Raw genomic sequence first — 15,756 nt, 5'->3', positions numbered from 1 at the left:
GCGACCGCTCTCGGACCTTCCGATACCATCCCGTTGGCGCTAGTGTCGAATGGTGGGATGCCCCACGGTATCTTTCAAGCTGACGTTGAGGATGAGATTTTGCGCAAGGGATCCGCTGCCCGGAGGATCGCCGTGGCGATGTTCGCCGCTCTGGCGATCGTCCTGACGTCCGTCGTCCAGACGACCGCCACCGCGGCACCGGCCCAGGCCTGGAGCGCCACCAACTTCAACGCCGGCCGGATCATCGACGACGCGCTCTTCTACAAGGGCAACGCGATGACCACGTCCCAGGTGAAGTCGTTCCTGAAGAAGCGACTCGGCCGATGCACCATCGGAGACTCCGGCCGCAAAGCGGGCAAGACCTGGGGCAGCACGAAGATCGCCAAGGCGTGCCTGCGGAACTTCACGATGAAGACGAGCAGCCGCGCCTCCAACAGCAACTGCAAGGCGTACCGGGGATCGAAGAAGGAGAGCGCCGCTCAGATCATCACCAAGGTCAGCCGGGCCTGCGGGATCAGCCCGAAGGTGCTGCTGGTGATGCTCGAGAAGGAGCAGAGCCTCGTCACCGACTCCTGGCCGACGGTGCGCCAGTTCAACGTCGCGATGGGCTATGCCTGCCCGGACAGCGGGCCGAACAACTCGGCGAACTGCAACAGCAAGTACTTCGGCTTCTTCAACCAGGTCTACTGGGGCGCCTGGCAGCTCAAGCAGTATCGGGCCAAGCCCCAGAACTACAACTTCCAGCGGGGCGCGACCGTCAACGTCCAGTGGCACCCGAACGCATCCTGCGGAACCTCCAGGGTCAGGATCCAGAACCACGCCACCGCGGCCCTCTACACCTACACGCCGTATCGCCCCAACCAGGCCGCGCTCAGAGCGGGCTGGGGCACGGGCGATCGCTGCTCCTCCTACGGCAACCGGAACTTCTACAACTACTGGAACAGCTGGTTCGGGTCGGTGCGCAGCGGCATCAAGGTGACCGGGGCGATCAAGACCGTGCACCAGCGCAACGGCGCCGCCTACGGCGGCGCGCTCAGCCCGCGCAAGACGATCAAGAAGAACGGCGGCGGCTACGAGCAGCGCTTCGAGAACGGCGTCATCACCTACTCGAAGAAGCTCCGCAAGGCGTACGGCGTCTTCGACGACGGAACGACCGACCGGTGGGCCTCGCGCTACCTCGCCGCGGGCGGCGCCGCGGGCTCCTGGGGCTTCATCGCGGGCACCGTCGCGAGCCCGGGCCACCGCAACCTGAAGTTCCAGCGCGGCACCGCGATCTCCAACTCGACCGTGGGCGTGCGGTTCATACCCGCGCCCGTCTACCGGGCCTGGCTCGCGGGCGGCGGCCAGAGCACCTACGGATGGCCGAACGCGACCGCGCTCTTCCCCACCGGCACCTCGGCCAGTCAGCGCTTCCAGAAGGGCACGCTGATGGTCTCGGGAGGGCGCGTCCAGTGGCTCACCGCCGCGGAGACCGCCCAGTGGCAGCGGGCGGGCGGCCATGCCACCCTCGGTTTCTTCACCGGCCCGAGCGTCGAGGTCGGCACGAGGAGCTACCGCAACACCGAACGCGGGGTGCTCTACCGGACCTCGCCGGGAACGAGCGTGTTCGTGCCGAGCGGCGCCTACCGTTCCGCCTACAGCAAGGCCGGCGGCCTGGGCGGAGCCTGGGGCTGGCCCACGCAGAACGTCGCCAAGATCGGAGCGGGCAGCCGTCTGACCTTCCAGAACGGCGTCGCCGTGTACAGCAAGAAGGCCGGCGTCGTCTTCCTGACGAAGGCGGCCTACAACGACTGGCGCAAGAAGGGCGGCTACAAGGCGAAGTCGTCGCTCGGCTTCCCGACGCAGAGCACCCGCGTGGTCTCCGACGGCTCCTACCAGCGCTACGCGAAGCACGTGCGCTTCTTCGGGCCCCAGGCGACCGTGCTGCTCAAGCTCGATCCCATCGTGCGCGCCTATCTCAACGCCGGCGGTCCGAGGGGAGCCTGGGGATGGCCGACATCGGGCCTCACCCAGCTCTCGAAGACGAAGTCCCAGATCCGCTTCTCGGGCGGGATCGCGACCTACACGAAGAGCGGCGGGGTGAGGTTCGCCAAGGCCGCCGCCTCGCGCGCCGCGCAGACGCCGCCCGAGGCCCCGGTCGCACCCGCCGAGGATCCCGCGGAGGAGGCGCCGAGCGACACCTCCCCGGATCCCGCGGAGGTGTCCGCGCCGGGTGCGCCCGAGGCGCCCGAGAGCCTCCCCCAGGATGCGGAGACCCCGGCCGCTCGGCGCGACTGAGGACGCGCGCCCCGGATCGGGGACGCGAGTGCCGGGTTCGCCGCCCGCAAGCCCGGCATCCGCACCCCGGACTCCCGGGAGACCTCACACGGCCCGGTCGCCCGGCAGGCCGCCCGCGACGAAACGGCGGAACAGCACCCGCTTGAGGCTCGCCGGCATCAGCCGGTACGCGCCCTTCATCACCACGTTGCGCAGGTACTGAGCCGTCGTGATGAACCCGATCCGGCGCATCTCGCTCTGCAGCCGCCACTCGGTGCGCGCCTCGGCCCAGCCGCCGCGCCGCGAGAACGCTCCCGAGCCGACGCGGTAGCCGACGAGGGGATCCGGAATGTTCTCGACGCGGGCGCCGCTCACGATCAGCCGCACGCCGAGCCAGTAGTCCTCCATCTTGCCGAGCGGCTGATAGCCTCCGACGCGCTCCACCGCGGCGAGGCGGTACATCATCGTGGGGTGGTTGAACGGGTTGTGGGTGCGAGCGTGCTCGCGGATGCGCCGGGCGCCGACCGGGGGAACGCGCACGTCGCCGGGAGTCCCGTGATCCCGCTCGAACTCGGCCATGCCGGTGCCGATCAGGTCGTAGCCCTCCCGGATCAGGCGCCACTGCCGCTCGAAGCGCTCCGGCATCGACACGTCGTCGGCGTCGATCCGCGCCACGACCTCGTAGCCGCAGACCGCGAGCCCCGCGTTCAACGCTTCGGAGAGACCCCGGTTCTCCGGCAGGACGACGAGCCGCACCGGGACCGGACTCTCCTCGGCGAGGCGTCGGAGCTCCTCGGCGAGGTCCCCCGGCACGGGGCCGTCCTGCACGATGACGACCTCCGCGGGCGGCTGGCTCTGCTCCAGCACCGAGCTGGCGAAGGCGAGGCGCAGGAACCCCGCGTCGTCGCCCGCGTACACGGGGAGCAGCAGCGAGAACCCGTCGTCCCGGCGCTCCCGCGCCCCGCCAGTCTCCACCGCACCAGCCTACCCAGTACCCGCGCACTACCGGGAACGCCGGCGGCTCCGGATCCCGTGGAACGGACTCCGGAGCCGCCGGCGTGCCTCACAGCCGATCGCTACGTCACCTCACCCGAAGAGTGAACCGCTTCGACGTCGCCTTGGAGATCAGGAGGCCGCCCTGCAGTTGGACCCGCAACGCGTGCTTGCCCTTCTTCAGCTTCGGCAAAGCGATGCGCACCTTCCCCTTCTGCGACGACTTCAGACTCACCGTCTTGAGCACCTTCTTGCCCTTGAGGACGCGCAGCTTCCCGGTCGCGTACACGCCCGACGCGTCCGAGAGCTTGGCCGTGACCGTCACCTTGCCCCTCTGCTTGCGCGTGATCTTCGACTTCGCGAGCTTCGCAGACACGGACGCCTTGCCCTTGGCGACCTTCAGCTTCTTCGAGACCTGCCCGGCTGCGACGGTCTTCGTTCCAAGGAACTTCGCGACCAGCGACCGGGTGCCCGGCTTCACCGTCTTGGGCAGCGTCACGGTGTACTTCCCGGCGGAAAGCCTGCCGTTCTTCGCCAGCGTCTTGCCGTCGAAGGCCACCTGGACGTCGCCCGAGGCGCGTACGCCGTCGGCGGAGACGGTGACCGTCGCCGTATTCGACTGCCCGTAGCGTGGCGACGTACGCGCGAACTTCACCGAGATCGCGGGCACGACCGGCTCCGGCTCCACAACCGGCGCCTGCTCCACGGTCACCGGAATCGTGACCTCGGTGCCGGACTCCGCACCGACGACCTTCACCAGGACGTCGCCGGACACGTCGGACGGCACCGGCACCTTTACGAGTGCCTTCCCGTCGGTGAGCGACACCTCCGCGGGAGCGACCGACGACCCCGCGAAGCTCACCTTCACCGCGGTGTTGTCGGGGCTCCCCAGCGAGGTGAGGTTCAGGCCGCCATTCGTCTTCGTGTTCGCTCCGTCGACGTCGCCGATCCGGAACGACAACTCCGACCCCTGCCGTACGGCCGCGGACGGAACATTCTGCACCTCGACACCGCGCTTGGCGAAGTCCGGTGCGGCGTTCTCATGCGCCGTCAGGTAGGCCATCCAGGCATCGCGATCCACAAGACCCGAGTCGCGGGCGTCGGTCCCCTTCTTGAAAGCGGTGAAGTTGTCTCCGCCCTCGATCAGGAACGACGGCGCCGCCACGCGGAACTTCGCGGTGTCGGTGACGCGGGCGCCACTCACCCAGATGCCGGTGATGCGCTCGCCCTCGGGCTTCGAGGTGTCGAAGGTGTAGCGCACGTTCTTCGACACGCTCAGCGCGAGGAACGGACGGCTGGGCACATTGCCCGCCGCGTCCCGCTGCCACTGCTGCTCGAGCACGGACTTGAGATCCGCACCGGTGAGCGAGGTAGTCCACAGGTTGTTCGCGAACGGCAGCACGGCATTCGCCTGGGCATACGTGATCGTGCCCTTGCGGAGCTCGTCGCGCATGCCGCCCGGGTTCGAGATGCCGATCTCGGCGCCGCCCAGACGCGGCTCCTTCAACGATTCGACGAGGGAGTCGGCGACCAGACTGCCCAAGGCGGACTGGTTGGCGCGATCGTCGCGCTTGGCATCGGCTCCGCCGTAGCCGTCGACCCCGTAGGCGCCGCCCGTGTGTGCGGTCGTGATGTCCGCCGTCGCGGAGCCGACGGGCTTCTGCCCCTCGGTCGCCGCGTACGCGAGGGCCGCGTCCACGATCGTCTTCACCTGCGCCACGCGCGGGAACTCGGCGACCAGATCCGCCTCGGCGGCGGTGGTCCGCTTGACGTTCTTGGCCTCGTAGGAGAGGACGTTCTTCGTCGCGCGGTCGATCGTCAGCACGTTCTGGCCGATGTTCTCGCCGTAGTTGCCGGTCTGCAGAACCGCCCGCTTGGCGTCGCTTCCCTTGACGGGCCCGTCCCACGAGTACTCCTTGTGGGTGTGGCCGGTGAAGATCGCCGACACCTTCGGGCTGGTCTCGTTCACGATCTTCGCGAAGACACCGCCCTGAGCGAGTTCCTGGTCGAGCGTGGCGCCCTCCTTCAAGCCGGCGCTCGCACCCTCGTGGTACTCGGCGATCAGCACGTCCGCCTCGCCGTTCTCGGCGTTGCCGTCCGTGAGCTGCGCCGCGACACGGTTCACTGCGTCCACCGGATCGCCGAACTCGAGGTCCGCCACACCGGCCGGGCCGACGAGCGTCGGCGTCTCCGCCGTCACCGCGCCGATGATCGCCACCTTGAGCCCGTCGATCTCCTGGATCGAGTACTCCTTGAGCGCCGCCTTCTGGGTGCCCTTCTGGTACACGTTCGCGCCGAGGTAGTCCCACTTCGCGTTCCGCGCCTCGGGGGCGCCGATCACGCGACCGGTGAGATCGTCCATGCCGAGGTCGAACTCGTGGTTGCCCACCGCGGAGGCCTTCAGGTCGAGCGCGTTCAGCACGTCGATCGTCGGCTGATCCTTCTGCACGGAGGAGTTGAACAGCGACGCGCCGATGTTGTCGCCGTCGGAGAGGAAGAGCGTGTTGTCCTCGCCCTCCGCCTTGCGGAGCTGCTCGATCGTGCCGGCGAACTGCACCGTGGTGGTCTTATCGATCCGGCCGTGGAAATCGTTGATGTTCAGCAGGTTGAGCTTCACCGTCTCGGAAGGGCCCTCGCCCTCGCCGTTGGACACGCCGACGAGCACCGGATCGTGGTCGCTCGAGCGGTACGCCGAGTCATCGTAGAAGTCGGTGACGTTGTAGTTGTACCGGCTGTACTCGAGCGCGATCGCCTCGGGGGCGTTGATGTTCCAGATGTCGGCGCCCGTGACCGCCTCATCCGCCTGCTCCGAAGCGAAGATCACGTCGAGAGATCCGCTCTGCCCGCTGAAGGAGTAGCTGTACTTCCCCGTCTTGGCGCCCTGATTCACGTAGCCGGCCGCTTCGAGGATCCCGATCGGATCCTCCTTCGCGTAGGCGTTGAAATCGCCGACCAGGAACACCCGCTCGGTGCCGTGCGCCTGCTTCTGCGCGTCGGCGAAGGCGACGAGCGCCGTCGCCTGCGCCTTGCGGTCGCCGTTCCAGTAGCCTTGACCGTCGCCCGTGTCCTGATTCTCCGGCGACGGTGCCGGCGATCCCGAGCGCGGCCCGCTCTTGGACTTGAAGTGGTTGGTGATCACGAGGATCTTCGCCGCGTCGGGCGCGCCCTTGGCTTTGAAGGCCTGGGCGAGCGGCTCGCGGGCGTTCGAGAACGCCGCGTTGCCGGTGAGCACGACCGACCCGCCGACCGTCTCCGCCGTCGCGGAGCGGTAGATGTAGGCGTTGCGGATCACGTCCTCGGCGCTGGGCGCGGGGAGATCGGCCGCAGCGGGCGACGGCACGAAACTCCAGGTGCCCGGACCGGCCTTCGCGTTGAGCGCAGCGACCAGCTTCGAGAGCGCGTCGTCGCGATCCTTGCCGAACTTGACCGAGTTCTCGATCTCCTCGAGCGAGACGACGTCGGCGCCGAGCCCGTTGATCGCCGCGACGATCTTGTCCTCCTGGCGCTTGAGGTTGACGGCGTTGGCCGCACCGCGCGCGTCGCAGTTGGTGTTGACCGCGATCGGATTGCCGTCGCGGTCGTTGTAGAACGAGCATCCCGAGACCTGATCACCGGTGGTGGTGAAGTAGTTGAGCACGTTGAAGGTCGCGAGCTTGAGGTCGCCGCCGACCTCCTCCGGTTTCGGGGTGCGGGTGTTCTCGAACGAAACCGGCAGCTGCGCCTCGGGCGTCTGCCCGGTGATGTGCTGGGTCGGTTGGAAGCCCCACACGTCGAAGCGGTAGTCGAGGATCACCGGCCTGGTGAAGGCGACCTTCGCACCCACGCGCACCGGCTTGGTCTTGGAGAGGTAGGGCAGCGGAATCGCCTTGTTGGCGGCCGATGCCGAAGGTCCGTAGTTGGTCGACGCGCCGTCGTCCAGGACGACGCCGCGCGCGGCGTTGTCCGCCACCACGTCCTGGTACGCCTGCGTGCCCGGCTTCGCCGCCTCCGTCGGGGTGATGAGCGGACTCGTGCCGGTGGCCAGGCCGACCGTTCCGTAAGCGTTGGTGGAGTAGGTGTTGCTGACCGTGTAGTCGCCCTGCGGCTCGATCAGCATGCCCTCGAGGCTCTCGCGCTGCGCTTCGTTCCGCGGGAACGCGACCTTGGCGGGCTGCGGCGGCGTGACCGACTCGGTCAGCTTCTCGACGGCGGCGGCGTTCGCGGGAAGGATCTGGGTCAACGTGCCGGGGGTGGTGGCGCTGCTCGCCCGGTATTCGGCGATCACGCCGGTGACCTTCACGTAGTCGCCGACCGCGACCGTGCCCGCGGCGTTGCCGCCGTAGGCGAAGATCCCGTCCGACGCGGTGTGCGCGGCGAGGTCGATGTCGCCGCCGGTGCCCGGGGTCTGGATGTAGAAGCCGTTGAAGCCGCCGGTCGCATAGCTCGCGGTGACGACGCCTCTGGTCGTGACCGTGTTGCCGACCTCGGGCGAGGTCGCTCCGGTGCCCTGGATCTCGGCGATGGTCTTCTCGGCGCCCGGCTCGGGATCGGTCGGATCCGTGGGGTCGGTGCCGCCGCCCGTCGAGGCCGAGTTCTGCGGGGTGATCGTCGCGGAGAGCGAGAAGTCGTTCCGGTTGTCATCGGTGTCGACGCCGTCGGTGCGGTTGTTCGACCGGACATCGGTGTTGCCCGAGGGGGCGGTCGCGACCGTCCCCTCGAAGGTGTTGGAGGTTCCGTAGCCGAGCAGGTCCACCACGTTCGCGTCGCCGACGACGCTGCCGGTCGGGATCGTGAGCGCGCTGGTGCCCACGGCGAGGAGTACCGTGCCGGTGGTGCCCGAGGGGTTCAGGCTGCCGGACGCGTCGGGAGCCGGCAGCGCCGCGCCGTTGGCTCCGTTCGAGCCCCCCTGGACGAGGTAGTAGCCCTTCGCCTTGATCGTCCCCGTCAGCGCGGTCACGCCGGTGGTGCTGCCGGACCCCGTCGCCGAGCGATACTGCAGCGACGTGCCGGTGAGGCTGATGTCGCGATCCGTCGTGTTGTAGAGCTCGACGAACTTGTTCGTATAGGCCGCGCCGGCGCTGCCGCCGCTGAGGTAGGCCTCGTTGATGACGACGCCATCCCACGCGGTCGCCGCATTGGCTGCCGTGGCCCCCGGGACGAGGCCGGTGACGGCGACGGCCAGGCCCGCGGCTGCGGCCAGCAGGCCCCTGCCGAACCTCGCCGAGAATGATTGCTCAGACATGTGAATCCTCATGCTCCCCTGATCGGTCGAGCGGCAGCGGAATCCGCGCACGCGAGGTCCAAGCTAGAGGCGCCGCGGAACCGTTCGGTGATCGTTCGGTGACGACCCGATTGCGGGGAGGAGAATAGGAGATGGCCGAGAGGCCAACGACAGGTGAAGCGCTCCGCTCAGGCGCGCGGCGCCCCGTCGAGGCGCTCGACCACGTCCAGCGCGTCCGCGGGCACGCCCGCCCCCGCCAGCACGCGCGCGTTGGCGCGCGGGCGGGTGCGGAGGCCGTCGCGCCATCCCCGGCGCAGGCAGTCGCGCAGCTGCGCACGATCCGCCGAGGCCCGCATCGTGCGCGCCCAGCGGCGCGCCGACGCGGCCTGGTACAGCAGCGACTCCCACCAGCGGAGCGCCCGGCTGAAGCGGAACACCCACAGCTTGTTGCGCACCTCGTAGTAGAAGCGCGGTCCGGGATCCTGGTCGCTCGATCCGCGGATCCTCGTCTTGTGCGTCACCACGGAGCCGGGCACGTAGAGGCCGCGGGCACCGCGCAGCAGACGCGCCGAGAACTCGAAGTCGTCGTTCCAGAGGAAGTAGTCGGCGATCGGCAGGCCCAGCTCGCGCACGCGGGCGGCTCGGAGGAACGCGGACACGAACGAGATGGAGCGGATCTCCATCGCACCGACCGCCGCCGCGCGCTCGCGCTCCGCGCGGCCGGCCCCGATCTTGGCCTTGGGCGTGTTCATCGGGTGGTCCTCGCCGTCGGTCCAGACCACGCGCGAACCCATCACCGCGAGGTTGTCGGGGCCGGTCTCGCGATAGCGCGCGTGCGCGGCGAGGGCGCCGGCGAGCGCCTCCGGCCCGGGCACCGTGTCGTCGTCCATCACCCACACCCAGTCGGTGCGCGGGTCGGCGACCGCCGCCGCGACGCCCACGGCGAAGCCGCCGGCGCCCCCGGTGTTCTCGGAGAGCCTGATGAGCCTCGCCCGCTCGCCCCAGTCCGCGAGCCGCTCCTCCGCGAACTCCGCCGAGCCGTCCTCGGAGGCGTTGTCGACCACGATCAGCCGATCCACCGGCCGCGTCTGCGCCGCCAGCGCCGCCAGCGCCTCGCCCAGCAGCGCCCGGCGGTTGTAGGCGACCATCACCGCGGTCACGCGCGCATCTGTACCCCGTTCAGTCACGTCAGCAAGTGTAGTGGCCGCACGGATCGGAGGTCGCGGCCGCAGCGCATCAGGATCCGCCGAGCCGATCCAGGATCGCCTGCTCGACGCGATCCCCGAAGCGGAGCGTCCAGGTTCGGGTGAGATGGTGCCGGTCGCGGTAGACGATCACGTTGCCGTCGACCACCGCGCAGGTCTCGCCCGGGCAGAGATCCTGGGCGACGTCGACGAAGTCGAAGCCCGCGAACTCGGAGAAGTCGTGCGGCTTCTCGTTCGCGTAGAAGTCCGATCGCGGCCGGGCGCACGCCTCGGGCCCCTCCGCCTCGATGCAGTCCGGGACGTCGAAGGCGAACCGCGGGTTCTCGCGGATGCCGACCACCGGGATCCCGGCGTCCGCGAGCACGCCGAAATACGAGCGGTAGCTCCTGCCGACGATGTCGGTGTCGCCGGACTTCCGCGTGGCGATCGTGACCACGAGATCCGGCGGCGAGTCGAGCAGCTCGTCGAGCACGGCCCGGGCCCAGACCGCGCAGGACGGGTCGGATCCCACCTGCCCCTCGTCGGGGTCGCCGAAGAGGCACGCGCTCTTCGTCATCGAGACCACCCTGGCATCGACCTGCTCGGCCGCCCGCCGCACCACGTCGATCCACTGGGCGGAGTGCGAACCGCCGACCACCGCGATGGTACGGGCGCCGTCGATCACGCCCGACTCGCAGGCGATCACCTCCTCGGCCCTGAGCCGCTGGTGGCAGCCGTTGCGGTACACGTCCGGCTGATCCTCCCGGATGAGGAGGAAGTCGGGCACCAGACGATCCACCGGGATGTCGCCGCCGATGACCGCCGTCTCCACCTCGTGCTGGGCCGCGCGCAGTTCCGCCTCCGACACCCGCTGCCAGGTGGCCAGGGCGGCGAAAGCCGGCGCGGCGACGAGCGCGACCGCGACCAGCGTCGCCACCGCGGAGGCGCCCAGGCGCTTCCAGTTGCGCAGCGGAAGCTCGACGAACCGCGTGGTCAGATAGGCCAGCACCGCCGAGAGCAGCAGGATGAGGAGACCGCCGAGGATCCCGACGTGCTCGCCGAAGCGGTACCGGTACATCACGAGGATGGGCCAGTGCCAGAGGTAGAAGGCGAAGGAGGCGTCGCCGAACCAGACCAGCGGCTTGGCCCGCAGCGGCCACGGCGCTCGCTCGCTGGCGGCGCTCACCATGATGAGGATCGCCGCGGCCACGGGGACGAGCGCGACCCAGCCGGGGAACAGCCGCGACACGTCGAGCAGGGCGCCGAGCGACACCAGCATGACGAGGCCGAGCCAGCCGAGCAGACCGGCGAGGCGCCGGTCCGCGAGCCCGCGCGTCATCACGAGGAAGAGGATCGCCCCCGCCAGGAACTCCCAGGCCCGCGCGGCCGTGTTGAAGTAGGCGGCCTCCTGATCCGCGGCCGTGTACCAGACGGAGAACGCGAACGACGCGGCGAAGGCCAGCCCGAGCAGCACGAGCGCGGTCGCCTTAACCGGCCAGCGGCGCCAGGCCGCGAGGCTCACCGCGAGCAGCAGCACGAGCGGAACCGCCAGGTAGAGCTGCACCTGCACCGAGAGCGCCCAGAACTGCTGGAACGGCGAGGCGCGGAGTCCCTGCTGCAGATAGTCGGCGTCGGAGGAGATGAGCAGCCAGTTCTCGAAGTGGAACAGGGCGGCGAAGCCGTGCGGGAGCGCGTATTCCCAGGCGTTGCGGGGCATGAAGAGGACGGCGGCGATCACCGTCCCGATGATCACCACGACGGCCGAGGGGGTGACCCGGCGCAGCGTGCGCATCCAGTAGGCGACCAGGCCGCCGACCCGCTCGCGCACGGTGCCCGCGACGCCCATACGCATCAGCGACTTGGCCGCGAAATACCCCGCCACCACGAAGAACACGTCCACTCCGCCGGAGACCCGGCTGAACCAGATGTGGTAGACGGCGACGAGCAGGGCCGCCAGGGTGCGGAGCCCCTGGACGCCCGCGAGATAGTCCGGCAGACGAGACGACTGGCGGTCCCCCGGAGGGAGCACCCCTGCGTACTGCGTGCGAGACATCGCCGCCCAGTCTAACGGTGCCGCCGTGCGGCGTCATCCCGAGGGGCCGGTCAGCGCTCCTCCGGCTGCGGCGAGGCCTCGGCCACGGCCTCGGTCACCATCCCGTAGATCTCCGAGTAGTCGGGCATCGCGGGATCGACCTCGGGCGGCGTCAGGTCGAGCGTCACGGGAGTGTGCTCCCGCGCCTTCGCCGCGAGGTCGACGAAGCGGCCCAGCATCGACTCGGGGATGTCCGTCTCGACCAGGCTCTTGCCCGCACCCGCCACCTCCTGGAAGCGGAGCAGCACGTTGCCCGGGTTCATCTGCGCGAGGATCGCGGCCTGCAGCTGTCGCTGCCGCTCCATCCGGGCGTAGTCCCCCGTCGCCGAGCCGTAGCGGGAGCGCGCGAACCAGAGCGCGTCGAAGCCGTCCAGGTGCTGCTCCCCCGGCTCGATGTAGCCCTCGACGCCGTTGCCCCACTGATCCCCGCCGATGGGCAGCCGCTCGTCCACCGTGACCGTCACGCCGCCCAGCGCGTCGATCAGCTTCTCGAAGCCCGCCATGTCGATCAGCACGAAGAACTGCACCTCCAGCCCGGTCGCCCCCGAGACGGCGTCCTTCGTCGCCTCGATGCCGGGCGAGGATCCGCTCGACTCGGCGTCGGGATAGAGCTCCGGCTGGAAGAACTCCACCTCCGCGTACACGCCGTTGAGGTAGCAGTTGCCCACGTTGCAGCCGTTGTCGATCCCGAAACCGCTCGGATGCAGCTCGTGCATCGGCGAGTCCTCCGGGAACGGCATGTTCTCGAGCTCCCGGGGCAGCCCGATGATGGCGGACTGGCCGGTCTCGGCGTCGACGCTGACGAGCGAGATGCTGTCGGGGCGCAGACCCTCGCGATCCTCCCCCGCGTCGGCGCCGAGGAGCAGTATGTTGTAGCGCCCGTCCACCGGATCCACCGCGGGCGCGCCGTCGCCGAAGATGTCGCTGATCGCCCCCCGGGCCGCGCCCACCGTCATCGTCGCCCAGGCGGCCCCGGCCACCGGCACGAGCGTGAGCAGCACCGACAGCATCGCGACGGGCACCCGCCACCCCGGAGACAGCCGCACCAGCCTCGCGAGGCGCAGCGTATCGAAGCCGATCACGAGCCAGAGCACCGCGTAGCCGACGATCAGCGCCTGCACCGCGAGCAGTGCGATCGGATTGGTGAACACGGTCAGGGTGAGCTCGCGCGCCCAGAGGAACCCCGCGAGCGCCAGCAGCAGACCCAGGACCAGGACGATGGTCGCGGCGACGCCGAACCGCCCCAGCCTCCTGCTGCCCGCCAGCAGCTGGGCGCTGCCGGGGAGCAGGAAGCCGAGCAGCACGAGCCAGCGCGCCCGCTTGTTCATGAGCGGGGGCGAATCGGAGTCGGGGTGGCGCAGCGGGCGCTCGAGGTCGACGCTCACGAGGCGTACCCCCTCGGATTCGCCGATTGCCACGCCCAGACGTCGCGGCAGGCCTCGGCGAGGCTCCGCCTGGTCCTCCATCCGAGCTCTGCGTTCGCCTTCGACGGATCCGCGACGGTCTCGGCCACGTCTCCGGGCCGCGGCGGAGCGATCCGGTACGGGATCGTGCGCCCGGAGGCCGCCTCGAACGCCCGGATCACCTCGAGCACGCTGGAGCCGGAGCCGGAGCCCAGATTGTAGACCTCGACGCCGGGCGTCAGCCCCTCCAGCGCGGCGACGTGCCCCTCGGCCAGATCCATCACGTGGATGTAGTCGCGCACGCCGGTGCCGTCCGGCGTCGGATAGCCGTCGCCGAACACGCTGAGCTCCTCCCTGACCCCCACGGCCACCTGCGCGATGAACGGCATGAGGTTGCCCGGGATCCCGGAGGGATCCTCGCCGATCCGGCCGGAGGCGTGAGCTCCCACCGGGTTGAAGTAGCGGAGGAGCACCGCCTCGAGCTCCGGCCTCGCCGCCTGGACGTCGCGGATGATCTGCTCGTTCATCGCCTTCGAACGGCCGTAGGGATTGGCGAGGCCGACCCCGACCGGATGCCGCTCGTCCTGCGGGACGTACTGCGGAAGACCGTAGACGGTCGCGCTCGAGCTGAACACGAGCTTCGTCACGGATCGCTCCTCCAGCAGATCGAGGAGGTTCAACGTCGACGCGACGTTGACGCGATAGTACCGGCCCGGCTGGGCCACCGACTCGCCCACGGCCTTGAGCCCCGCGAGATGGACGGCCGCCTCGAACTCCGCGCGCTCCCCCGCCGCGGCGAGCGCGGCCGATGTCGCAGCGCGATCCGACAGATCCGCCTCCACCACGACGATCCCGGCGCCGGTGAGCTCCTCGATCCTGCGCACCGCCTCGATGCTGCTGTTCGAGAAGTCGTCGAGCACCACGACCTCGTGCCCGCTCTCGAGGAGGGCCAGTCCCGTGTGGGAGCCGATGTACCCGGCCCCGCCGGTGAGGAGTACGCGCATGCACACCAGAGTATGGGGGCGGGGCTGTGCCCGGACTGAAACCCGCCGATGTCAGCGCCGATCCGCACACGCGCCCGACGCGGGCGACGGGGCCGGTCTCGGGGAACCCGCAGTCTCGGAACCTGAGAGTTTCGTAGTATTGGTCTATTCGGATCGGCAGACACTGAGGAGGATCGTGGCCACGCTCACCCTCATCGGAGAACCGTTCGCGGACGCCGACGCGGCGGCGCACGCCGAAGCGACCCACGAGCTGACGCGGGCCGTCGCCGCGACCGCGCCCCGCGGCTGCAGCGCGCGCCTGCTGATCGCCGCCGAGCACGAGACGCCCCTCTTCTCCTCCGCCCGCGTGCGCGTGGAGAAGCTCCCCCTCCGGGCGGCGACCCTGCCGTTCCTGTGGCGGACGAGCCTCACCGCCCGGCCGCTCGACGGCGAGTTCGTGCACGCGCTGACCCCGCTGGTGCCGCTGCGCGCACGCGGCGATCACGACGGCTCGCAGACCTCCGTCACCATCCCGCACGCGCTCGGCTGGCTCGCGCCCGAGGCGATGGGCGCGTCCCTCGCGCGGCAGTACCGGAGCTTCGTGAAGCGCGCCGTCAAATACGCCGACGTGCTGGTCACCCCCACCCACGCGACCGCGACGGCCCTGCAGGAGCGCTTCGGAGGCGGCCTCGCCGTGCAGGTGGTCCCCGTCGCCGCGCCCTCCGGATACCTGCGCCCCGCCGACGCCGACGCGCGCCGCGCGACGCTCGGACTGCCCGAGCGGTACCTCGCGACCACCGCGACGGCCGACGCGACCGGCCGGCTCCAGTGGCTGTTCGACGCGCTGCTGGCCGACGAGTCGCTGCCACCGCTCGTCGTGCTCTCGGGCTCCGTGCCCTGCGCCGTGGCCGAGGGCGAGAACGAGAGCGCTGGCGATGGCGCACCGGCGGACACGGCGCGAGCCGGCGCGGAGCGGTCGGGCGCCGCAGCCGCGAACGGCGCCGCGTCTGGCGAGCCCGCCAAGCCGAGCGGGCCGCGAGACGCCGATGCCGGCCCGGCCGTCCCCGAGGCGCTGCGCCACCGCGTCCGCATCGTGCGACCGCGAGAGGTGGCGGACATCGGGACCGTGCTCTCGGGCGCGACGCTGCTCGCGCTGCCCCAGGCGCTCCTCGGCGCCGGCTACGAGGTGCTCGGCGCGCTCGAAGCGAATGTCCCGGTGCTGCACGCCGACTGCCCGGTGGCCGCGGAGCTCTCGCTCGACGCGGGGGTCCCGGCGCCCGACGCGGCGGCGTTCGCGCACGAACTCTCCCGGCTGATCCGCGACGACGCCGAGCGGGCGCGGCTCGGCGTGCTCGCCGGCGATCGCAGCCGCAGCTTCAGCTGGACGAGCACCGCGATGTCGCTGTGGGAGCTGCACGCGAACATCTAGCGCCCCGCGCCGCAGATCCGTTTCCTGAATCGCGTGCGGAGTCGGCGCATCGCGAGGCGAAGCGGCGAAGGCCTGCCGCTGGCACGTCGAGCGCGTGCGCCGCCGCGAGGCGTCGGGCGCGGGAGCGCCCGCGAGTCGCCTCGCAACGCGATGCCGTGCTGTCGTGCAACCGCGCAGCGCGCGGGCCGGGGAGCGCGTTCAAGGCGCGGGACACTC

The 15,756-nt window shown here is 70.3% G+C and carries 8 protein-coding genes; 2 read left to right on the top strand and 6 right to left on the bottom strand.

Annotated features, from left to right (window positions below):
- The first annotated feature begins 138 nt into the window (after positions 1–138).
- Complete coding sequence (locus J4H92_RS01215; RefSeq protein WP_424960857.1) at positions 139–2,277, top strand: LGFP repeat-containing protein; 2,139 nt, start codon at positions 139–141, stop codon at positions 2,275–2,277.
- Positions 2,278–2,361: 84 nt separating this feature from the next.
- On the opposite strand, the gene J4H92_RS01210 is transcribed toward J4H92_RS01215, so the two are convergent.
- The 6 genes from J4H92_RS01210 to galE form a co-directional block, all read right to left on the bottom strand.
- Positions 2,362–3,231, bottom strand: coding sequence for a glycosyltransferase (locus J4H92_RS01210; RefSeq protein WP_208095209.1), 870 nt, complete (start codon positions 3,229–3,231; stop codon positions 2,362–2,364).
- 106 nt (positions 3,232–3,337) lie between these two features.
- Positions 3,338–8,470: an ExeM/NucH family extracellular endonuclease gene (locus J4H92_RS01205; protein ID WP_208095208.1), complete on the bottom strand. Its 5,133-nt coding sequence runs from the start codon at positions 8,468–8,470 to the stop codon at positions 3,338–3,340.
- A 167-nt stretch (positions 8,471–8,637) separates the two neighbouring features.
- Positions 8,638–9,636, bottom strand: coding sequence for a glycosyltransferase (locus tag J4H92_RS01200; protein WP_341782958.1), 999 nt, complete (start codon positions 9,634–9,636; stop codon positions 8,638–8,640).
- A 49-nt stretch (positions 9,637–9,685) separates the two neighbouring features.
- The gene (locus J4H92_RS01195) at positions 9,686–11,686 is read right to left on the bottom strand and encodes an acyltransferase family protein (protein WP_208095207.1); all 2,001 of its coding nucleotides are present in this window, start codon (positions 11,684–11,686) and stop codon (positions 9,686–9,688) included.
- Between the two features lie 50 nt (positions 11,687–11,736).
- Positions 11,737–13,110: an LCP family glycopolymer transferase gene (locus J4H92_RS01190; protein ID WP_208095206.1), complete on the bottom strand. Its 1,374-nt coding sequence runs from the start codon at positions 13,108–13,110 to the stop codon at positions 11,737–11,739.
- Positions 13,107–14,132: a UDP-glucose 4-epimerase GalE gene (gene galE / locus J4H92_RS01185; RefSeq protein ID WP_208095205.1), complete on the bottom strand. Its 1,026-nt coding sequence runs from the start codon at positions 14,130–14,132 to the stop codon at positions 13,107–13,109. The genes J4H92_RS01190 and galE overlap by 4 nt, the downstream gene beginning before the upstream one ends.
- 175 nt (positions 14,133–14,307) lie before the next feature.
- Here galE and J4H92_RS01180 point away from each other — a divergent pair, with 175 nt between their 5' ends.
- Entirely contained in the window at positions 14,308–15,540 is a 1,233-nt protein-coding gene (locus J4H92_RS01180) for a glycosyltransferase family protein (RefSeq protein ID WP_208095204.1), read from the top strand.
- Positions 15,541–15,756: the final 216 nt, after the last annotated feature.

The organism is Leucobacter weissii, from assembly GCF_017565745.1.
Lineage (GTDB): Bacteria > Actinomycetota > Actinomycetes > Actinomycetales > Microbacteriaceae > Leucobacter > Leucobacter weissii.
This window is presented reverse-complemented; position numbering and strand designations above follow the sequence as displayed.